Source organism: Neobacillus soli NBRC 102451, assembly GCF_001591665.1.
GTDB classification, from domain to species: Bacteria; Bacillota; Bacilli; order Bacillales; family Cytobacillaceae; genus Neobacillus; species Neobacillus soli.
Genome location: NZ_BCVI01000059.1, coordinates 1 through 20,927 on the forward strand (window position 1 = coordinate 1; position 20,927 = coordinate 20,927).

Genomic DNA, 20,927 nt, shown 5'->3' on the forward strand with positions numbered 1-20,927 from the left:
CGATGTTGACTTATCGTAGGGAAAAGAGCGAAGTCCACTGGGTGCTGGGGCTGGATTCAGATAACTAATTCAAAGTTATCCACACTAAATTATTTTATAATTTCCTATAAAATAAAAAAATGGCCCATATACGAACATGGACCAAGAACACTCACTTATTTTCTATTCTTGAACAGGGCGGAATTCATGAACCCACACACGCATTTGCGGCAGCCATGGCATGCCCGGATGATAGGCAAGAATCGATTGTTTATACGCTTCCACCGAGTCGAAGCCCTCGCGACGGACATCCTCATCTGTTAACTCACCTAAACTTTGCGAATAGACATTTTCAACTACAAACTCTCGGCCTTCCAGCGTCATAATTTCACCCGGATCGGCATATCTGCCATTCCTGCGTGTTGCTGTTTTTTCTCCTGCAAGGACCTTCTTAACATCATCTTCCATTGTTATTAAACGTTCAACGGAACATGTCTTTGGCGGCAATGTATTGTTTTCATTTTGGGTTGTCATATTCGTTCTCCTCCTTATTCGATTTATGTTTTCATATTAACATTGTTGTTATGATAAAATCCATTACCTTGAACTATTTTAAAAACAACTTGCTGCCCTTAAACGACCTGACCGCCCTTATCATGGTACTTTAAAATACCCTCCGCCGCGCGGTAGGATAAAGCACCCACAGTACCGGTTGGATTGTAGCCGGCATTTTGCGGAAATGCCGATGCACCAACAACAAAAAGGTTATCAACATCCCACATTTGTAAGTAGCTATTCACTGCAGATGTACTAGGGTCACTGCCCATAATAACGCCGCCGGTATTGTGTGTGGATTGATAGGTAGACACATCATATGGCCCTAAATCCTGCATATAGTCCACATGATCAGCGCCCATTTCCTTTAAGATATCGGCACATTTACTAGCGAGGTATTTGGACATCTCCCGGTCCTGATCCTCAAAGTCAAAGGTAATTCGAATCAACGGGTCACCGTAGGCATCTTTGTAGGTTGGGTCTAAATCCAAAAAATGATGCCTGAAGGCCATTGATGAACCTTCACCGCCAACTGTCAGGGTGCTATTGGCATACTTAAGCGAGGCCTTTTTAAAGTCTGCCCCCCAGGTTGGCGTCCCTTTTGGAACGGCATTGTTTTGAATGGGCCGTTGTCCTGTCTGCCCTAGGATAATCATTCCACCGTGAATGAAATTCAGCTTGGAGTGGTCAAAGTTATCCCCGTTATAATCGTCTAAAATCATTCCCAGTGCGCCCGCACCGGCAAAATTATTAAATTCCTTTTTGTCAAAAAAGCCCACCGCATTTCCTTTTCGCACCTGATAGGCGTAATTTTTTCCGACGGACCCTGTGCCGGTATTAGGATTATACGGCGTGCCGATATTCGATAATAACAGGAGACGGACATTATTGAAGACAAATCCAGTGAGTACGACAATATCAGCAGGCTGTTCAATTTCCTCGCCCGTTGTCACGTCCGTGTATAACACACCTGTTGCCTTCTTCCCCGTTTTTAAGATTCTTCTTACATTCGAATGGGTTCTTATTTCAAAGTTTCCTGTTTTCTGTGCCACCGGAATGACGGTCACAACCGGGTCTGCCTTGGCCCCGTATTCACAGCCAAATCGCTCACAAAAGCCGCAATATTGACAGCCAGCGCGTGAAATACCATCTGGATTACTATAGGACTCCGATAAATTGGCTGCCGGTTGAACATAAGGATGGAGCTTCATTCTTTTAGCCGAATCCGTAAATAGTTCCATCGCTTTCGTCTTCTTTAACGGCGGGGTAGGGTATTTGCTTGATCGTTTCCCCGCCAGCGGATTTTCCTCCCCGGATATACCAGCCATTTTTTCAAAAGTATCATAATAGGGCTCCAGTTCATCATAAGTAATGCCCCAATCCTGAATCGTCATTTCTGCCGGGATTTTATTTTTTCCATACTTTTCAATCGTTTGGCTGCGAATTTGAAAATCATAGGGGAGGAAACGGAAGGTCTGCCCATTCCAGTGGACACCTGAACCTCCTAATCCATCACCAATTAAAAATGACCCATATTGCCGCATTGGCAGCGCGCGGAACTTTTCATTACTGCGGAAGGTAATCGTTTCTTTTGACAAATCCTGCATCATCTCATAACGCAAGGCATACCGCAGTTCATCATGAACCATGAAGTAATCTTCTGTTTTTCGTTCCTTTCCTCTTTCCAACCCAACCACTTTTAGCCCCTTTTTCGTCAATTCAGAGGCGATGATTCCACCAGCCCAGCCGACGCCAATGATCACCACATCAACTTTCGGTAACTTCCTTGCCATGCTTCCACCTCATTCTAATAAATTAATCAGAATTTAATCTTTGAAATTCGATAACTGTCTAGCTCCAGCTCCCAGTGACTAGTGTACTTCGCGCTCCTCCCTACGATAAGTCAACATCGGCTCGCTATCGCTCTCCGTGTTTCCTTTATCTCAGTCGAACCGCTCCAGTCCATACGTCACTAAACGGTCGCTTCCGCTTTCCTAATGATTCATATGTGATTTTAAACTTTGCGGGTTAATTTTCTTGAAATCCTTGTCAATTATGTCGGTATAGGCCATTTGGCTGCCTGGATATTTCCTCATCTTCCAGCCATCCATATTTTTATTGCCTCCATACAATGGGTCACTATACGTTCCTTCGAGCGTGGCGCTCCGGAGCATTTGAAAAAACCCACTCGGAGAAATGGTTGTTAAGTTCACTTTATCTCCCTCAAAATCCTTAAGAATCGCATCCTGCTCTTCATCTGTTAACTTTGTGAAGTCTTTCTTATAAACCGCCATACTGTGATTTTGAATTTCACGCAGGCCAATATCAAAAATGTCTCTGCGCTTTAGCCGCCCTTGATAGCCTTGAACTTTTTCACCTTTGAAAAAGGGCGCCTGCATATATTCACGCGCATTAAAGCCCCAGTCGCCAGCTAACTGATGGTCGATATAAAAAGCCACTCCAACTGCCTTTGCACCTGGTCCAAGCTCATCCTTTGGAAAAATTCGTTCGGTTGCCGCTTCGGTAATTCGAAATTGCTCTGGTGTAAAATACATCAATGCCTGATTAAAGTTTTCTGCCTTTACAGGAGTTTCGTTTTTGTCCTTTTCACGGGTTCTTGGCAGCAGGCTCCCTAAGACACCACCAACAGCCAATCCGCCCACGGTAAAACCGGTATTTCGAATAAATTTCCTTCTTGATAAGGATTCTGGATTCCCTTTATTTTCTTCAGCCATTTTCCAACCTCCAAATTTTCGACAATTATTGCCATTTATCTACCTTCATTATGTTCCCAAAATAAACCAATCATACTAAGAAAATAAAAGGGAACAATACTTTTAAAAAAGGGGGCACAAATATGCTTAAACGGAAATGGAAAATTTGGGGCATACCTATCTTTGGTGCGTTATTAGTCCTTTCAGCATGTACAGGACAACAAAGTATGAAAGAAAATAGGGTAGGGGCAGCAGAAAATCATGATCCATCTGTTAATAAAAAGGGGAATGGTACTGTGCATGGGGGGCAGAATAGTGTCAATGTTATTCCAAGCGTTGATCGAGCAAAGAAAAAAACAACCAACAGAAATAATCAAACAACAGGCGGGGTCGGCACCAATGTCTATAGTCTAATCGGCAGCTCCAGCCTCCATGATGGCGGAATTTCCTCCCACTTAGAATCAAGGCTATCAGGGGAAGGTATTCCTGGAATCAAGGTATTTGTTATTGATGACACGATTATTCTGGCTCGGGCCCAACAGGAAGCTACCTCCACACGGTATGATGAATTGCAAAGCAAGGTTTTAAAAAATACCTCCGGTGCATCTGGAAAGGGTAATCTTGATGGGGTGGACCCATCCAAGCTGAAAAACGATGATAATTTAGAGCAGGCCAAAGATTTGATGGGGAAAGCCTTTAATGGTCAGGTAAAAATATTAACGATTACCAATCCAAAGGCATTGCCGCTGATTGACGGCATTAAGACAGCTATGAAATCCGATTCTCCCAATTATAATCGGCTCTCAAGTGATATCATCAAACTTGTAAAAATGGCGGAATAATAAGAAAGGCCAAGCGTCCAACGTTCTCTTATCCAAAAATAAAAAGGCGCCTTTTTTTAAAGTGACCTTTCAATAGAACTTGAAAGCAACAAAAAAACGCTCGGATTTTCAATTCAAAATCCGAGCGTTCCTTTTATTCTTTTATTACTTCTTCAAGCCTTTTGATACGACACTTGAATAGGAGCTGTAAACTTTTTTACCACTTACCGTACGATAGGATTTCACTTTATAATAATAAGTTTTACCCTTCGTTAATTTAGTATTGGTATAGCTTACAGATGACCCTGAAGTAACTGTTTTTACCTTTGAATATTTTCCGGATTTTGAAGTGGCACGATACACTTCATAACCGTTTGCACCGCTGACTTTACTCCAAGAAACCTTAATTGAAGTTTTGCTTGCAACTGCCGCTTTGACACCTGTTGGTGTTTTAAGGGCAGGCTTTGCACTGACAACACTTGAATATGGACTTGAAAGTTTCTTTCCTTCAACTGTGCTTGAACCAACTACTTTATAGTAGTAAGTTTGGCCAGTTGTTAAGCCGCTATTTGCATAGCTTCCGTTTGTAACCGTAGCTACTTTACTGTACTTACCAGTTTTAGAAGTCGCACGGTAAACTTCATAACTTGAAGCACCCGTTACCTTATTCCAGCTAACATTTACTTTGTTATAGTCAGCAGAAGCTGCTTTAACAGATGCTGGTGCCGAAAGATTTTTTGCAAATCGTGCATATACATTTGTATCAGCAACAATTGGCTTAGTGAAATCAAACTTTGTTTTGAAGGCTGCATCTTTATACCAGCCGATAAACGTATAACCTGACTTCGTTGGAGCCGTTGGAGCTGTTACTTTTGAATCCTCAACAACTTCAGTTGTTTTCACAACCGCGCTGCCGTTGTAGAAATTTACCTTGTACTTAGACTCACCGCGGAAGATGGTGATTTCTTTTGTTGTTTTGTTGCCGGCAATATCAACAAGTTCAAGGATGAATGTGTTGTTACCAGGCTCAAGGTCAAGCTTTGTTGTAACTTCTTTACTAAAGCTATTCATTTCATTATAGGAATCTGGGGCCTTTTTGAAAAACTCCTCATTTCCATCCACGAAATATTGAAGCTCGTCAAAGTTATCAGAAATCGTTACTTTAAGCTCTACAGAATCTACATCTTTTTTCACCTTAGTAGGGACGTCTACATTGATTTGTGGCGCAGTTGTATCAACTCTAAGATCTCGAACAAGATATTTATACGTATTACCAGCTACATCTGTAGCGGAAACAGGGATATTGTAAACTCCATCCTTTTCCACAGTCACTTTTGTGCTGAAATCGTAACGTGACTTCTCGGCATTCCATGTAAAGTCTACCGGACTGCCATTTACAGTTAACTCACGAATCTTTGTATTATCTGTAAGATATCCAGAAACAGGTAACTCATGAGATGTGTACACTCCAGTTGCTCCAATGGAAGTAACATGGACAAAAGGAATCGATTTGTCGTTTGCCGCTTCTAAAACTACTTTACTAGTGTTTCCAGCAAAGTCATGGGCAACAACTTCTACCGTAGCATCAACAGCAGGTGCTTCTTTGAATGTATACTCTGTTTTTTCACCGGATAATGGCTTGTCTTTTTCACCATATACAGATTTCCCATTTACGGAAATATCATAATAAGCGACACCGGATCCATTTTCATCACTTGATGCAAGTGTTAATTTATCACCATCCACACTAGCACTTACCTTTGGTGCAACCGTGTCTACAAGGACAGGGAATTTCACTTTTTGCGGTTCTTTTCCAGGGTAATCAATAGTAGAGCTCACTTCATAATAGTATTGACCGTCTGCCACTACTTTGTTCTTGATCTTTCCGTCCCATGCAGCAGCAGTCGTTAGATAATACTGTAAACCTCTTCCGCCATTATTATAGTTTTTAAGGACATCCGTATCGGATTTAATTTTACGAAGAACTTTTCCATCTTTATCGACAATCTTGTATTCTACCGTTTTTGCATTTCGCAGGAATGATAGAATCGGAATTGCATTATCATTTTGACCATCACCATTTGGCGAAATGGCAATTTTGCTAGACTTAGCAGATTCATCAGCTGGATTAACACCTAGATAGTCATAATTGTTATTGCCATCTTTGTCTTTACCGGCAGATGTGAGAAGTCCTGTATATCCATAGAAGGAATCAGCATCTTTACCGTCATAAATCATTGAATCTACGATTGATGCCTTATTCCAATCACCATTAAAGCCTACATATGGAACAGAAACCACTGGGTTTTGATCATTAACATCTGTTAATGTAACAAAACCTTCAACAAAATAACCATTTTCAAAAATTTCATTTAATGGAGCGTTGTAATACCAATCAACTGTATTATTTAGGTCAACAGTTACATCAACCGTTGCGCTGCCATTGGCAGGAATGGTCAGGTTCTCTTTAGTAAATGAAATTGGATACTCGCCAACATATGGTTCATCATCTGAAATGGTACCATCCTTATAAATCCCTTGAGATTCAAGCTGGTCTATGAATAATCCACTTTTCTTATCAAAAATGGCTAGATCCGTTTGTACATTTCCATCTACTGCATAGGTTACTTCTTTATCGGAGAAGTTTTGTGCCTTTAGCGTAAATGTCGCCTTATTTCCTTTAATTTCTTTTAAGGCAACCTTTGCTTCATTTGTTACAGTATTTGTTACAACAATTGGTGAGCTTAAAGCAGCGTGTAATTGCATTATCCCTGCACCTTGGCGGCGTGGAGAATATGGATTATGCATATAAGCTGCATTATAAGCTCCCTTATCCTCAATAACCTGGCTTGTATTCATTAACAGGTTTTTCGCCATATTTACTCGTGCCGAACCTGTTAGGGCTGAGAAATCCTTTTTCACTCGTTCAAGAACAAGTGCTGAACCACCGGAAACATGTGGCGCAGCCATTGATGTACCACTCATCACACCATATTGATTGTTATTTAATGTTGAGTAGATATTTCCACCCGGCGCTGTGATTTCTGGTTTGAAATCCAAGTTTGATGTCACACCCCAAGAGGTGAAATCAGACATTTTTCCAGCAGTTGGGTTCGGCGATGTTACCTTATCGCCTTTAAATTCTAGTGTTACTTTCGTTCCTTTAGCTAACTCATCATGAAGTTTGTCTCCATCAGGTTTTAACATGAATAATTGTGGTATTGTAATCGCTGTTTCTGATGCCATGCTTACAAAGCCATCTGCATTGTTGTAAACGATAACCCCTGCAGCGCCTACAGCCTGTGCATTTTTTGTTTTTGTAACAAAATCGAGAGTTCCACGTTTAATTAATGCGTATTTACCTGTGAAATCTTTGCCTTCAAAATCGGACACTTGTCCAATACCAGCATCTAAAATTTCAAATGATTTTTTATTTTGCTTTAATGGGTCTGCGCTGCCAGCAGATAAGAATGGAGCTTTCCCATTCTCAGTACCATCAAAGGAATACGTAATTGCAGCTAAGTCCATAAAGTTATTCTCAATGGAAGCAACCTGTAATGAACTGTTTGCATTACCAGGTCCGCCTACTACACCATAATCCGGATTTTGTGCCAGCGGATTAGAGTAGCCATCACCAATATGGTTGGAGTTACCCGCTGAAATAGACATTAACACACCGTTATCAACAGCTCTTTGAATAGCCAATTGCTCTGGCGCATCCTGGTCAACAAATGCTGCTGTCGAACCTAAGCTCATATTTACTACATCTGCACCTAGTTTGATTGCATCATCAATGGCCTTAATTTCAATGTCACTCCATGTTGAAGGCATCTCTGGGTCATTACCAAATACTTTAAGGGCAAGTAATTGCGCTTCTGGTGCTACCCCTTTAATGCCGCCCTTATCCTCGTCACCGTTTGCTGCAACGGTACCTGATACGTGCATTCCGTGCATCGATGCACCTGGACCAAGATCAAGAATTTGGTCATTTTCATCGTAGTAGTTATAACCATAGGGAACTTTATCAGTATAGAATTTACCCGGCAGTCCTTTGTCAGTAACTAGAGAAGCTACTTTATCCTTTGTAAGTGCTTCTTTTGATTTGTCTGTTAAAATCATATCTTTATGACTAGGGTCAATACCGGTATCAATAACACCAATAATCATCCCTTCACCCTTATAGCCATAAGAATCCCAAGCCTTTTGAGCCTCAATCATTTCTTTACTATATTTCATATTTGGCTCGGTTTTAGGTCGTTGATATTCATTGGCAATCGTTACATTTGTTACGCCATCAACAGCCTTAATAGCAGGAACTTGACCATATTCCACAGTACCGCTAAATCCATTAAACGTGGTCGTGAAATTTTGTTTAAATTTCATATTAATAGATTTCTTAGCAAACTGGTTTTTTACAGCCTGTTGTTTGTCTAATACTTTGGTTTGCAGTTGCGTTTTTACTGACTTTGATAGTTCAGTATACTTTTTTCCTTCTTTTGTTGCATATGTAATAGCCGGATCTCCATCAACCTCGACAATTACACGAACCTTGTCCGTCTTTTTATAACTCTTTTCTGCATCCTTAACAGTTACTGATTTTGAAGGTTTATGTAGACTCTGCGTTACTTTAGCTAACTGCTTAGCTTTACTGCTTTGTGGACCTGATAGAGTAGCAGCTTGTGCAACGCTAGAGAATACCATTAACAAAATCAGTAGTAACGGTAAACTTCTCTTTTTCAATATTTTTTCCCCCTTATTTAATTTTCAGTTTCAGTTCTAGTTTATTTAGAATTAGATGAATAGTCAATATATTAATTATATTAAAAAAAGGTAAACTACTCAGAACCATTCGGAAACCGAAGTAAACGCTGTAAATCCGCGCTATTTTTCAACAAAAAAAGACCGGGCATCTCGGTCTTTTTTACACATTTAGATCTCTTTTTTTATAAAAAACATAGGTTATTGTCGAAAAAGCAATGATTAATACAATTGATATGATTATATAAACCCGCTCAAACCCGCCGCCTAACATAACATTCTTTGCCTCAAAATACTTAAATGGGGTCAGATATTTTAGTCCTTCCATACGCTCGTTTAAGTCAATCACAATCGATAACATATACGAAAGCAGGAGGATGCTGGCTGCAAGTGATGGAGCCGTCTTTGTCTTCCTTTTTACAGAAGCAAGCGCGCTGCCGATGACCATAAACAGGATTTGTAAAATAAACATTCCCGCCATTGTAAGGGCGATATCACCATTAACCGCTTCACCATCGCTGTTGTATTTCCCTATAAAGAAAAGTAACGAAACGAAGGTGACGACATTAAAGACGACGATATTCGTGAAGGCTGCTAATAACTTTGCGGTAATAATCGTCGTTCTTGATACGGGCTTGACGAATAAAAATTCCGACGTTTTGTCGCGCTCTTCCTTGGCAATAATCGTTGCCCCGAGCATTGCTGCGTGGATTGTTGCCATTAATAACAAATAAAGAAACAGCATTCCATAATAGCCGCTGATCTTTGATACATCCAACGCATTGAAACCCAATACAGCCCTTAATGATTTGGGTAAATCCGCGATCAGATCATTCATCGATTGGCCTGCTGATGAGTAGGCAGCATATTTGGCCATACCAGATACCACCATGAGGAAGACACCGATGCTCCAAAACAGGAGCGACTTTCGATGGGACTTTAATTCATGTAAAAATATATTCATGACCAAACCCCTCCAATTAACACGTTATACAGAATGGATATCCTTTTTTGCATAAACGAAATAACTCGCCGCTATCGCCAGAATAATAATGATGGCGCCAGCAATTAAAAAGGAGGCCTCATAGCTTTTATTTTTGATGATAAAGGCCGTGTCAAAATAGTTAAACGGTGAAAAATATCGTTTCGCCCCCTCTGTGAACATCCCTAGAAAGTAGAAGGCAAAGACGGTTGCCAGCGAGACCGTCAGCACCGATTTAATTTTTGGAACAACCACAGAAATGATGATTCCAAAGGCTAGAAAAATTAACTGGACAAAGAACATCGTCAGTGAAAGCATGATAAATAGTTTAAAGCTAAAGTCGTCCGTCTTGACTTGAAACGCCATGATGCTTGCAGCCGTTATATAAACGATAGTCGTAATGACAAGCACGCTGAATGCGGCTAGCAGCTTAGAAGTCAACACCGTTGTCCGGGTAACTGGTTTTGTTAACAGAAAATCTGCTGTTTTTTCACGGACTTCCTTACTGACAATGCCGGTTCCTAGATTCATTGCCTGGATCGCACCACACAGCGTAATAAATGATAGTGGGAAGCAATAGAAGCCTAGGATGGTAAAGAAATTTCCTAGGTTTACCCCTAATGCATTTCTAATCGCCTCGGGATAACCAGCCATTATTTTTGTAAACTCCTCTGAATCCTTTGCAAAGGAAGGATAAAAAGACATAAACAAGACCACGATCAACAGTAAGGACAGCGACCAAATGATCAGTGATTTTCGATATGCCTTCAACTCATGCAAAAATATATTCATGGCTTGGTTACGCCTCCTTTTCGTAGTAATGCATAAAGATCTCCTCAAGGTCCGGCTCTTCAATCCAAAGATTGGTGATTTCTATGTCGGCGATTTTTCTCATGACTGTGTTGATATTTCCCCTGAATAAAAAGCTCGTTAGGTTGCCCCTTATCTCTAAATTATTGACGCCGCTTATTTGGAAATAATTCGCCTCAAGCGCTGATTTCGTTTCCATTTTGAACTTTTTATAGTTATTTTCTTGTAATGTACTAATCTTTTCAACAGTAACAATCTTACCCTCTTTAATGATGGCAACACGGTTGCATAGGCGTTGAACCTCGCTAAGGATATGCGATGAAAATAGGATTGTTGCGCCTTTTTTATTCTCTTCCTCTAAGAGTTCAAAGAATTTTTGCTGGATCAGCGGGTCAAGGCCGCTTGTTGGTTCATCAAGTATAATCAACTTCGGTTCATGAAGCAGCCCCTGCACAATCCCAACCTTCTTTTTATTTCCCAGGGAGAGATCATCAATTTTCTTATTAAGATCAAGGTCCATGATGTTGGCTAATTCTATGATTCTCTTCCTGCAATCCTTTTTATAAAAACTAGCTGAATAGTTTAATAGGTCTTTCACTTTCATATTGTCATAGTAAAAAACTTCAGAAGGCAGGTAGCCGATTTCCTTTTTGATTTCTGGGGCAAATTGAATGCAGTCCTTGCCAAAAATCGCCGCACTGCCGCTCGTTGGGTAGATAAGCGAAAGCAGTGTACGGATTGTCGTTGATTTACCAGCCCCGTTTGGGCCAATGAAGCCGAATATCTCACCTTCTTCGACATTAAAGCTAATGTCGGTAATTCCACGTGCTTTACCATACGTTTTTGTAAGGTTTTTAATTTCAATCACGTTCATTGTGGCTGATCCCCCTTATAAAAAGCTTTCATTAAAATCTCAAAATAGTCTTCTGACTGCAGGAATACTTTTTCATAATCAATATGATGGGTGGGTGAAAGCTTTGCCTTATAAAGCTCCTCTTCACTCAATTTTTCAAAGGTCCAAGTGATAATCTTTAAGACCTTTTTGATATCCATATCAGCGCGGAATTTTGAAAAATCAATGCCCTCGTAAATTTTACCGAAATTGACATCGTTCAGTTCCTTTACCTTTTTGTCTACCTCTATTTTTACTTCAGCTGAGTCCTCTAAATAAGCCTCTTCCATAAACTTAAAGAGGTCTGGATAAGCTGCGAGAAGTTCCATTTTGACCATGACCGCTTGGCGAATTCTTGTAAAAAAGTCCGTTTCAGTAAAGTTAATCTTTTGATAAAACTGTTCAGCAATCAGCTCATAACAATAGTCGAACAGAAATAAAAACAGCTGCTTTTTATTGCCGAAATAATGAAACAGCAACCCTTTTGAAATACCTGCCTCTTTGATGATTTCATTTGTCGAGGCATTGTTGTATCCTTTCTGGGCGAATTCCTTTATGGCAGCATTGATGATTCGGTCTTGTTTTTCTTTATCTAAGTTGAGAAATTTTGAAAACATGCTTGCGGAACTCCTTTTTAAATTAGTTGACCACATGAGTCAATGGAGTCATTGTAATCCCATTGACTTGTGTGGTCAATAGCAATCAAGCTATATTTTTTACAAAAATATGAACTCTATAGTAGGACATTTCGAAGTGTGCTACGATGCATGTTGTAGGGTTATTTTATGGAGGTGAAGAATCATTAATACAGTTAAAAACAGGGATAAGTCATTGAAGTTAGAAGGATTAATCGCCGCACAAAAACGGTTGGCTGTTGGCCATTCCATTCTCCCCGTATTAGCGGCTAAGCAGGGGTCGGTAGAAGCGGGGATTGGAGGCGAAGAAAGGGTGACAGAGATCTTCCGGAAGCATTCCTTTTCATTTGACCACCATATTTTTCACGATTTATCCCCCACGTCGGATGAAAAATTCCAAATGGACACCAATGTGTTGACACCTTGGTATGGTGTTGTCTTAGAGGTTAAAAATATTGGCGGGATCTTGGAATTCAAAGAGAATCCCCCGCAGCTTGTTCGTACCCGGGATGACGGGCACAAAGATGGTTATGAAAGCCCAGTCGTCCAATTGGAGCGAAATCGCGACTTATTGACCGCTTGGCTTAAGAGCCGAAACATCCATCTCCCCATTTATGGTGCCGTTGTACTGGCTTATCCGAAACAAATTGTCGCTGTTCCTCCTGCTAAAACAAAGCTTCTGTTCCCCAACTTGATTCCCTCCTACATTCGAAGCATCCCACAACCTGCAAAAAAGTTGGATATAGACACTTTTAATTGGCTTTCTGCTGAGCTCGTTAACAGTCATCAACGTTATATTCCAAGGCCGATATGTGAGTCTTTTCGGATCCCATTTGGTGATTTTCGAACAGGGGTATGGTGTGTGGTCTGCGATCGGTTTGGGATGATTAAACTTCCGAGAACTTGGCAGTGTCCTTTTTGTAAGGCGACAGACCATCTCGCCCATCAAAGGGCATTACGTGAGTGGTTTTTAATTTTTAAACGGACGATTACGAATAGGGAATGCCGTGCGTTTTTGGGGGTTGATGATATCTATACTGCCAATCGTATTTTGCAAAGCAGAAACTTGTCGAGTGAAGGGGCATATCGCTATCGCACTTATAAAATGGATTTTAGTCTAAACAAGTGATATTTCGCTATACGCAAGTTGGGGCGCTTTATCCGCAAGTTGGAAGGCACTATACGCAAGTTGGATTGCTTTTCGCAAGTTAGAGCGCTCTATCCGCAAGTTGGAGGACGCTATACGCAAGTTGGAGACCTTTATCCGCAAGTTGGATCGCGCTATACGCAAATTAAGCTCCTCCAAACTCACCTGTTTCCTGAAAACGTGTAACCGCTCTCCCAAAGTGATATGATAATCATGAAATTAACTTAAAAAAGGGGAGTGCACGCAAATTGAAAGACGAACTAATTGAAAGATTTACTTCCTATGTAAAAGTGGACACGCAGTCTGATGAAAGCAGCGAGACCTGTCCATCGACCGAAGGCCAGTGGACACTGCTGCACATGCTGGAAAAAGAATTAAAACAAATTGGCATGGATGAGGTAACACTAGATGAAAACGGGTATTTGATGGCGACCCTGCCGTCTAATACCAACAAAACTGTGCCAACAATCGGCTTCCTTGCCCACGTTGATACAGCAACTGATTTCACAGGCACCAATGTTAACCCGCAAATCGTTGAAAACTATGATGGAAATGAAATCGTCCTAAACAAATCACTAAAGGTGGTCATGTCACCGAAGGATTTCCCAAGCCTGCCGGATTATCAAGGCCATACCTTAATCACAACTGACGGCACGACACTGCTTGGTGCCGACAACAAAGCCGGCGTCACTGAAATCATGACCGCAATGGCCCAGCTAATAAAACATCCGGAAATTAAGCACGGCAAGGTCCGCGTTGCGTTCACACCGGATGAGGAAATTGGCAGAGGACCACATAAGTTCGACGTTGCGGCCTTCGCTGCGCACCACGCCTACACTGTTGACGGCGGTCCGCTAGGGGAGTTGGAATACGAAAGCTTCAACGCCGCTGCAGCCAAAATCACTATCAAAGGAAACAACATCCACCCCGGTTCAGCGAAAGACAAGATGGTTAATTCCATGAAAATTGCGATGGAATTACATAGCCAGCTGCCAGCCAAAGAAGTTCCGGAACACACCGAGGGCTACGAAGGCTTTTTCCATCTGCTTTCGTTCAATGGTGATGTCGAACAAACAAATCTCCACTATATTATCAGGGACCATGACATGGAAAAATTCAATGCCCGCAAGGCGATGCTTGAAAACATTGTCACTGAATTCAAAGAGAAATACGGCCATGACAATCTTAACCTTGAATTGAACGACCAATATTACAATATGGGTGAAAAAATTAAACCTGTTATGGAAATTGTTGACATTGCCCATGAGGCGATGGTGAGCTTGGACATCAAGCCAATCGTCAAGCCTATCCGCGGCGGCACGGACGGCTCACAGCTGTCTTATATGGGTCTGCCCACACCAAATATTTTTACCGGCGGCGAAAACTTCCACGGGAAATTTGAGTTTATTTCCGTCGATAATATGATTAAAGCAACGCAAACGGTCATTGAAACCATCAAACTGACTGAACAAAAGGCTTAATTTTATAAAAAGGCTAACCCTGCAGAGCGCGGGGTTAGCTTTTCTTTTTAAAAAGTGCTGCTGCACACTGCTTCAGGCTAGAAACCGTCTCCTCGAGCTGGGTATTCAGCTGCCCTACAGACCATTTCCCACCGTTCATCTGTAAGTCCTTTTGAATCAATAAAATCATCCAGATCGAAAACACCGCAGCAAACAAATAATACTCCTTTATGAAGTCCTCCCCATCAATCTCAACATCCACCTGCTCAAGATACGACTTCAATGCCCGCTCTCGAAGCTGGTCCGTCACTTGTTTCGGGAAATCGGGATGCGACAGATCGATGAGATGGTACAAATCCCAGTAGGGTGAGCTTAAATGGGTATGTTCCCAGTCCAATATCATCAGCTGCTTATTTGCAACGGCAAAATTCCCCGCATGCAAATCTCCGTGTGATAAGACGAGCCGCTCCGAAAATCTCTTTCCATTAAGCTCTGAATATACGGACTGAATAAGCCACTCCTCTACCCCTAGGCCCGGCAATAAACGAAAAAATTCATCCTTCCTCCCACAAATATCCGACACCATTTCCCCAATTCCTGGTTTCAGCCCTGATATCGGAACATTTGCCAATTTTTCAATCGGGAGCGAATGCCACCAGGCTGCCCACTTCACCACGCCCAACACAGTCGCTTCATCAAAGTCATGTGTAAGCGGGCCAAGGTCCTCAAGAATCATCCAATTTAGCATTGAAGTGTCACTAATCCTATAAGAAATAATTTTTGGAAAAATGGCCGGGAATAAGGGGAGCACATGCTCATGGACCCAGACTTCTTTGCCCAATTGGCCATTATTCGTTAAGGGTTTAAAAATATAGCTTTCTGAAGGAGACAGATAGAATCTTTCTACAAATCTCCCATTCATCCCTTGATAAAGGGTTTCTTTTTTCACGATTAATTCATTATTTAAGGTACCGTCGGCGAGGACAATATTTGCAGGCATCTTCATGGAGCCCCTCACCACCTATTCATAGGTTAATAGTTTCTTTTTAACCGACATCTAAATTTGTATCTTCAGCTAGTAGATGTCTTTTCGGTTTATCCTCCACGGAATCTGGAAGGGGAAACAGTTCCGACAATCTTTTCACTTGGCCATCCGCGCCCTTATAAACAATATGGTCCCGTGTGAATTTACGAGGCGTATCAATTCCACAAGCGGCTCCCAAGGCAAACAGCCCTTGGCGGACATTGATGATATAGTTCATCACCCGCCATTGCTTCTCCTCCGGCACCAGTGCTTCTTGATATTTAGGGTCGGTCGTCGTTACACCGGCCGGGCACTTACCGGTATGGCATTGCATCGCCATAATACAGCCATTAGCAATCATAAAGCCTCGGGCAGAATTGACTGCATCAGCGCCAATTCCTAAGGCAATCGCAATTTTATCGGCAGAGATTAGCTTTCCTGACGCGAAGATTTTCAGCTTATCACGAACACCGAACTGATGGGCTTTGTCGACAACCGCAATTAAGGCTGGAAAAAGCGGGAGCCCCATGCTGTCCGCCATCGATTTAAAGGTAGCACCGGTGCCGCCTTCACCGCCATCCACAGTGATAAAGTCAGGAAAGATTTGCAGTCGATTCATGGCATCAAAAAATTCATCCAGATTAGAATGGTAGCCGAGTACAATCTTGATTCCGACAGGTTTGCCGCCTTCATCCTGTAATGTTTTAATAAACTGAAGTGTATCATATGAATTCCGCAAAAATGGAAAGCGGTTGGGTGAATTGATGGTTTGACCGACAGGAACCTTTCGAATGCTGGCCACTTTTGGTGTGACCTTTGAGCCTTCCAGGTGCCCGCCGCGAATTTTTGCCCCTTGCCCAAATTTAAGTTCAAAGGCTTTAACATGTACTTCTTGAGCCTTCAACTTAAATTCTGCCAGCGAGAAATTCCCGTCAATGTCACGGTAACCAAACAAACCAGGCCCAATTTGGGCGACCACATCGGCACCGCTTTCTAAATGTTCAGGTGCAATCCCGCCTTCACCCGTATTGATCCAAGAACCGCCAGCCATACCGCTGCCCCTGCCTGTCGAGAGAATATAATGTTCCCCTACAGCCCCGTAAGAGGTAGCCGATGCGCCAAACGGTCCGCACAGCCGCCAGGGAATCTCCCGTTCAGGACCAACGACAATGGCGTCTTCCTCAGGATAAAGCCAGCGTGTGACCTGATCCTTTTCAAGATGTTCACGCCGTGTAAACAAGCCCTCATGGTCAATTTTATATTTCATCGCATGGATTTTTTCCTGATTGTCTACCTTTAATTCCTCATTTAAAAGCGGAAACAACCCATTGGCGATATAATAACCTGATTTTTCAAAGTCACGTTTGGAACCAAAGCTGAGCAGGTCGCTCCTGTATTTAGCTGAAAAGACAATTCCCAAAAAGTCAGCGCGCGAAAACGGACCGCTGCCATTATCTCCGTCAAACCAGTATTGCCTCAGTTCAGGACCCATTTTTTCCAAGAGATAACGCATCCAGCCCAAATACGGGTGAGCGCGGATAATCGAATGCTGCGGCTTCTTCGCCATAAAATGGAGCCAAATAAACAAACAAAGCGGACCACCAATAAAAACAATCAATAAAATAATCAAAACCGTCAATAACAAATTCACAGCCCCCTTTGGTGTCAGGCACCAAAAATCACTTAACTAACATATATAAGATAGTAATCTTTTAATCTTAATTTTAGCACAACAAATAATCGCTTCCAACTTTTGGTGAAGGCGGTTATTAATGCTGGAACCTGTCTAGGATGCTAAAAAATTCACTTAAAAATTCATTAAAAAGCTTTTCTGTCGGTAGCAGCTCCCGTTCACTGGGAATAATGACTCCAACGGTCCGGGTGACATTAGGTTCAGTAATCGGGATTTTTACGGTTGAACGCGGGAGGCCGTCGATTAAGGTGATTTCTGGAATAAGCGTTACACCAAGTCCAGCAGAAACTAAGCCTTTAATGGCATCAATATCCTCCCCCTCAAAGGAAACCTGCGGTTGAAAGCCCAGCTGCCCGCAGGCAGTGACGATGATTTCACGTAACACAAAGCCATCAGGAAATAGAATAAAGGAATCATCTCTTAATTCGCTTAAATTTAAAATCCGTTTGTGTGCCAGGGGATGATCGTGTGGGAGTAAGGCAACGATATTTTCCGTAAATAAGGTTTTTCCGATAATCTTTTTTTCCTTTTTAGGAACAGGGCCGAGCAGCGCTAGATTGAATTCCCCTTTGACAACACCATCAATTAAATAACGGTAGGAGCCCTGGTTTAACTGAAATTTTACAAACGGGTAGCGCTCGCGAAAGGCAGAAATAGCTGTGGGTAATGTATAAGCCGCCAGGCTGCTCGGAAAGCCAATTCGAATCGTTCCTTTCTCTGGGTCTAAAAATTCCTCCACTTCCCGCTTAGCATTGTCAATCAGCTTAATCGCCTGCTCCATTTGCTCTAAAAACATGATGCCAATCGGCGTCAGCTTCACATTTCGCCCTTCGCGGATGAACAAATCGACTCCCAACTCAACCTCCAAATTTACAATCTGCCTGCTCACCGCAGATTGAGCAACATGCAAGGCGTGGGCCGCTTCAGTCACATGCTCTCTTTTTGCGACCTCAATGAAATATTTTATCTGCCTTAGCTCCACTTTTCCCCACCACTTTCTATTCATCTAATTTCAGCATTAATCTTATCTATTTTTCATATTGCTTAGATTATTAATCAATTATAAAATAAAACGATAATATTTCAAAGAATATTCAGTCTATATATACAATTATTTATCTTCAAGAAGGAGTGATTTTATGCAAACAATAGAGGATGTGAAACAATCGGGGACAAAGGCGGCCAGGGATTATGTCAACGAAGTGTTTGAGACGGTGAAAAATCGAAATCCGTTTGAAAGCGAATTTCATCAAGCAACGAAAGAAATTTTTGATTCCCTCGTCCCTGTTTTTGCCAAACACCCAAAATATATGGAGCAAGGGATACTAGAGCGACTTGTCGAGCCAGAAAGAGTGATTACCTTTCGGGTCCCATGGGTGGACGATTGTGGCCGGGTCCAGGTAAACCGCGGATTCCGGGTCCAGTTTAACAGTGCCATTGGGCCTTATAAAGGGGGCTTGCGCTTCCATCCATCTGTGAATGCCAGCATTATTAAATTTTTGGGCTTTGAACAAATTTTAAAAAACTCCTTGACCGGCCAGCCCATCGGCGGCGGCAAAGGAGGCTCAGACTTCGATCCGAAGGGGAAATCTGACCTTGAAGTGATGCGCTTTACACAAAGCTTTATGAGCGAGCTTTACCGCCATATCGGACCTGATGTCGATGTACCAGCAGGGGATATCGGGGTAGGGGCAAGGGAAATCGGCTATATGTTTGGGATGTATAAAAAACTGCACGGTAACTTTGAGGCCGGGATATTGACTGGAAAAGGTTTAGGATACGGCGGCAGCTTAGCACGCACCGAGGCAACAGGCTATGGCGTAGTTTATTTTGTTGATGAAATGTTAAAGGACCGGGGTCTTAGCTTTAGCGGCAGTACCGTCGTTGTTTCTGGCTCTGGCAATGTGTCCATTTATGCGATAGAAAAAGCTACACAGTTCGGTGCAAGGGTCGTTGCCTGCAGTGATTCGGGCGGCTATATTTATGACGAAAACGGTATTAATTTGGAGACAGTCAAACAATTGAAAGAAGTCGAGCGGAAGAGAATCAGCGAATACGTGAACTTCCACCCTCATGCACAATATTTTGAAGGATGCTCAGGCATCTGGTCCATTCCATGTGACATCGCCTTACCTTGTGCCACTCAAAATGAAATTGATGAAACATCTGCCCAGATTCTTGTCTCCAATGGCGTAAAGGCCGTCGGTGAAGGGGCAAATATGCCATCCACATTGGCAGCAATCGATATATTCCTTAATAGCGAAGTCCTGTTTGGCCCTGGAAAGGCTGCCAATGCCGGCGGTGTCGCAGTTTCAGCCTTAGAAATGGCCCAAAACAGTGCGAAATTATCTTGGTCGTTTGAAAAAGTCGATGCCAAACTGCACCACATTATGGTTAATATTTACAGGAATAGCGTAAAAGCCGCTGAAGAATACGGCTTCCCAGGCAATTTAGTCGTTGGCGCCAATATCGCTGGGTTTATTAAAGTGGCCGACGCGATGATCACGCAAGGCGTTATTTAAAAATCTCCTTTTCAGGAGGTTTTTTTGTTTATTGCCGGGACATCAGACATTACATATTTTTCATGGCGAAGGGTCACAATAACAACGGTTCTATTTTTCAAGGAGGTGCATCGGCATGGATAATAAAAGCACACATGAATTTGTAGAAGAGCTTCATAAAAACCAGGCAAAAGACGATAAGAATAAAGAACGGCAGGCTACAGGTCAAAAGAGCCAAAGATTACCGAACAAACAGCATTAATTCATACGAGAAAAAAAGGCCAATCCTCGCAGCCACAATAGACGGTGTGTGAGGGTTGGCCCTATTTCATTATTTATTCATATTTGCTAGAAATCCGCCAAGCAGATCCTCTATATCAGGTTCAGCTTCGTCTTTCTCTTCCACAACATGCGGCTTCTTGTTCCTTGCACTTTCCCAATCAAACTCACTCAAATCGTCCTCCAAGTCATTTACATCGATAGAAGAAGATGGAACCTCGACTGCAGCGGCCATTTCCTGATAAGGGTTATCCTCCGTTTGACGGGCAGACTGTTGCTCGGGAAATACTTCCTCTTGCAGGTATAGAGCCTCGTCAATATCTAAAGAATGACTATTTAAAGAGGCAAGCAAGGAAGTCGAACGAACCGGGTCAGAGATCAGCTGATAGAGAATACTTCCCAACAATGCCTCTGAGTGCTCATGCTTTAACCAATCCCGCTGCGCCTTTGTTAATTTCTTGGGGAGGGGGATTGTAATCGTCTCCTTTTCCCTCGAATGAGAATGACTCACCCCTTGCATCACGAATTCAGCAATTTTGCTGGAAAAATTTCTTCTCTCTGTTTCCTTTAACCTTTGGATATGTTTTAGGATATGGTCAGGTGTGTCGGAAGGGATGCGGAACGATATCGCTTGGCCCCTCTTTACCTCATTCGCGGAAGCATTTTTCATATTATCA

At 42.2% G+C, this 20,927-nt stretch carries 17 protein-coding genes; 5 read left to right on the forward strand and 12 right to left on the reverse strand.

Features of this window, described 5'->3' with window-relative positions; translation table 11 throughout:
- Positions 1 to 162: 162 nt before the first annotated feature.
- The 3 genes from BSO02S_RS20165 to BSO02S_RS20175 form a co-directional block, all read right to left on the reverse strand.
- On the reverse strand, positions 163 to 513 hold the full coding sequence (locus BSO02S_RS20165) for an ASCH domain-containing protein (RefSeq protein WP_066071790.1): 351 nt from the start codon (positions 511 to 513) through the stop codon (positions 163 to 165).
- 98 nt (positions 514 to 611) lie between these two features.
- The gene (locus BSO02S_RS20170) at positions 612 to 2,327 is read right to left on the reverse strand and encodes a GMC family oxidoreductase (RefSeq protein ID WP_066071793.1); all 1,716 of its coding nucleotides are present in this window, start codon (positions 2,325 to 2,327) and stop codon (positions 612 to 614) included.
- A 201-nt stretch (positions 2,328 to 2,528) separates the two neighbouring features.
- Positions 2,529 to 3,269, reverse strand: coding sequence for a gluconate 2-dehydrogenase subunit 3 family protein (locus BSO02S_RS20175; RefSeq protein ID WP_066071797.1), 741 nt, complete (start codon positions 3,267 to 3,269; stop codon positions 2,529 to 2,531).
- A 122-nt stretch (positions 3,270 to 3,391) separates the two neighbouring features.
- On the opposite strand from BSO02S_RS20175, the gene BSO02S_RS20180 reads away from it, so the two are divergent.
- On the forward strand, positions 3,392 to 4,090 hold the full coding sequence (locus tag BSO02S_RS20180) for a hypothetical protein (protein ID WP_066071800.1): 699 nt from the start codon (positions 3,392 to 3,394) through the stop codon (positions 4,088 to 4,090).
- Positions 4,091 to 4,234: 144 nt separating this feature from the next.
- Here BSO02S_RS20180 and BSO02S_RS20185 read toward each other — a convergent pair whose 3' ends face one another.
- The 5 genes from BSO02S_RS20185 to BSO02S_RS20205 form a co-directional block, all read right to left on the reverse strand.
- Positions 4,235 to 8,809 (reverse strand): S8 family serine peptidase, encoded by a 4,575-nt coding sequence (locus BSO02S_RS20185; RefSeq protein WP_084375114.1) that lies wholly within the window; start codon positions 8,807 to 8,809, stop codon positions 4,235 to 4,237.
- 181 nt (positions 8,810 to 8,990) lie between these two features.
- The gene (locus tag BSO02S_RS20190) at positions 8,991 to 9,791 is read right to left on the reverse strand and encodes a DUF2705 family protein (protein ID WP_066071803.1); all 801 of its coding nucleotides are present in this window, start codon (positions 9,789 to 9,791) and stop codon (positions 8,991 to 8,993) included.
- 24 nt (positions 9,792 to 9,815) lie between these two features.
- Positions 9,816 to 10,601 (reverse strand): ABC transporter permease, encoded by a 786-nt coding sequence (locus BSO02S_RS20195; protein WP_066071806.1) that lies wholly within the window; start codon positions 10,599 to 10,601, stop codon positions 9,816 to 9,818.
- Between the two features lie 7 nt (positions 10,602 to 10,608).
- On the reverse strand, positions 10,609 to 11,493 hold the full coding sequence (locus BSO02S_RS20200; protein WP_066071809.1) for an ABC transporter ATP-binding protein: 885 nt from the start codon (positions 11,491 to 11,493) through the stop codon (positions 10,609 to 10,611).
- Complete coding sequence (locus BSO02S_RS20205; RefSeq protein WP_066071812.1) at positions 11,490 to 12,128, reverse strand: TetR/AcrR family transcriptional regulator; 639 nt, start codon at positions 12,126 to 12,128, stop codon at positions 11,490 to 11,492. Before BSO02S_RS20205 ends, BSO02S_RS20200 begins: the two co-directional genes overlap by 4 nt.
- 214 nt (positions 12,129 to 12,342) lie before the next feature.
- On the opposite strand from BSO02S_RS20205, the gene BSO02S_RS20210 reads away from it, so the two are divergent.
- Entirely contained in the window at positions 12,343 to 13,275 is a 933-nt protein-coding gene (locus BSO02S_RS20210) for a nuclease-related domain-containing protein (protein WP_235846973.1), read from the forward strand.
- A gap of 266 nt (positions 13,276 to 13,541) precedes the next feature.
- Positions 13,542 to 14,774, forward strand: a complete 1,233-nt coding sequence (gene pepT / locus BSO02S_RS20215) for a peptidase T (protein WP_066071817.1) — start codon at positions 13,542 to 13,544, stop codon at positions 14,772 to 14,774.
- A gap of 34 nt (positions 14,775 to 14,808) precedes the next feature.
- Here pepT and BSO02S_RS20220 read toward each other — a convergent pair whose 3' ends face one another.
- The 3 genes from BSO02S_RS20220 to gltC all read right to left on the reverse strand — a co-directional run bounded on the left by BSO02S_RS20220 (position 14,809) and on the right by gltC (position 18,452).
- A complete protein-coding gene (locus tag BSO02S_RS20220; RefSeq protein ID WP_066071820.1) occupies positions 14,809 to 15,759 on the reverse strand; it encodes a phosphotransferase in 951 nt (316 codons plus the stop codon).
- Positions 15,760 to 15,799: 40 nt separating this feature from the next.
- On the reverse strand, positions 15,800 to 17,422 hold the full coding sequence (locus BSO02S_RS20225) for an FMN-binding glutamate synthase family protein (protein ID WP_066071823.1): 1,623 nt from the start codon (positions 17,420 to 17,422) through the stop codon (positions 15,800 to 15,802).
- Between the two features lie 124 nt (positions 17,423 to 17,546).
- On the reverse strand, positions 17,547 to 18,452 hold the full coding sequence (gltC, locus tag BSO02S_RS20230) for a glutamate biosynthesis transcriptional regulator GltC (RefSeq protein ID WP_066071826.1): 906 nt from the start codon (positions 18,450 to 18,452) through the stop codon (positions 17,547 to 17,549).
- A gap of 157 nt (positions 18,453 to 18,609) precedes the next feature.
- On the opposite strand from gltC, the gene gdhA reads away from it, so the two are divergent.
- On the forward strand, positions 18,610 to 19,992 hold the full coding sequence (gene gdhA, locus BSO02S_RS20235; RefSeq protein WP_066071829.1) for an NADP-specific glutamate dehydrogenase: 1,383 nt from the start codon (positions 18,610 to 18,612) through the stop codon (positions 19,990 to 19,992).
- A gap of 115 nt (positions 19,993 to 20,107) precedes the next feature.
- Positions 20,108 to 20,233, forward strand: coding sequence for a DUF4023 domain-containing protein (locus tag BSO02S_RS26585; RefSeq protein ID WP_084375115.1), 126 nt, complete (start codon positions 20,108 to 20,110; stop codon positions 20,231 to 20,233).
- Positions 20,234 to 20,302: 69 nt separating this feature from the next.
- Here the strand turns inward: BSO02S_RS26585 and BSO02S_RS20240 are convergent, their stop codons facing one another.
- Positions 20,303 to 20,920: a hypothetical protein gene (locus BSO02S_RS20240; RefSeq protein ID WP_066071832.1), complete on the reverse strand. Its 618-nt coding sequence runs from the start codon at positions 20,918 to 20,920 to the stop codon at positions 20,303 to 20,305.
- Between the last annotated feature and the right edge of the window lie 7 nt (positions 20,921 to 20,927).

Coding starts and splice junctions, on each gene's coding strand:
- BSO02S_RS20175 (WP_066071797.1), bottom strand. CDS start 3,269: ATGGCTGAAGAAAATAAAGGGAATCCAGAATCCTTATCAAGAAGGAAA.
- BSO02S_RS20200 (WP_066071809.1), bottom strand. CDS start 11,493: ATGAACGTGATTGAAATTAAAAACCTTACAAAAACGTATGGTAAAGCA.
- BSO02S_RS20170 (WP_066071793.1), bottom strand. CDS start 2,327: ATGGCAAGGAAGTTACCGAAAGTTGATGTGGTGATCATTGGCGTCGGC.
- BSO02S_RS20180 (WP_066071800.1), top strand. CDS start 3,392: ATGCTTAAACGGAAATGGAAAATTTGGGGCATACCTATCTTTGGTGCG.
- BSO02S_RS20190 (WP_066071803.1), bottom strand. CDS start 9,791: ATGAATATATTTTTACATGAATTAAAGTCCCATCGAAAGTCGCTCCTG.
- gdhA (WP_066071829.1), top strand. CDS start 18,610: ATGCAAACAATAGAGGATGTGAAACAATCGGGGACAAAGGCGGCCAGG.
- BSO02S_RS20220 (WP_066071820.1), bottom strand. CDS start 15,759: ATGAAGATGCCTGCAAATATTGTCCTCGCCGACGGTACCTTAAATAAT.
- BSO02S_RS20240 (WP_066071832.1), bottom strand. CDS start 20,920: ATGAAAAATGCTTCCGCGAATGAGGTAAAGAGGGGCCAAGCGATATCG.
- BSO02S_RS20195 (WP_066071806.1), bottom strand. CDS start 10,601: ATGAATATATTTTTGCATGAGTTGAAGGCATATCGAAAATCACTGATC.
- BSO02S_RS20205 (WP_066071812.1), bottom strand. CDS start 12,128: ATGTTTTCAAAATTTCTCAACTTAGATAAAGAAAAACAAGACCGAATC.
- BSO02S_RS26585 (WP_084375115.1), top strand. CDS start 20,108: ATGGATAATAAAAGCACACATGAATTTGTAGAAGAGCTTCATAAAAAC.
- BSO02S_RS20165 (WP_066071790.1), bottom strand. CDS start 513: ATGACAACCCAAAATGAAAACAATACATTGCCGCCAAAGACATGTTCC.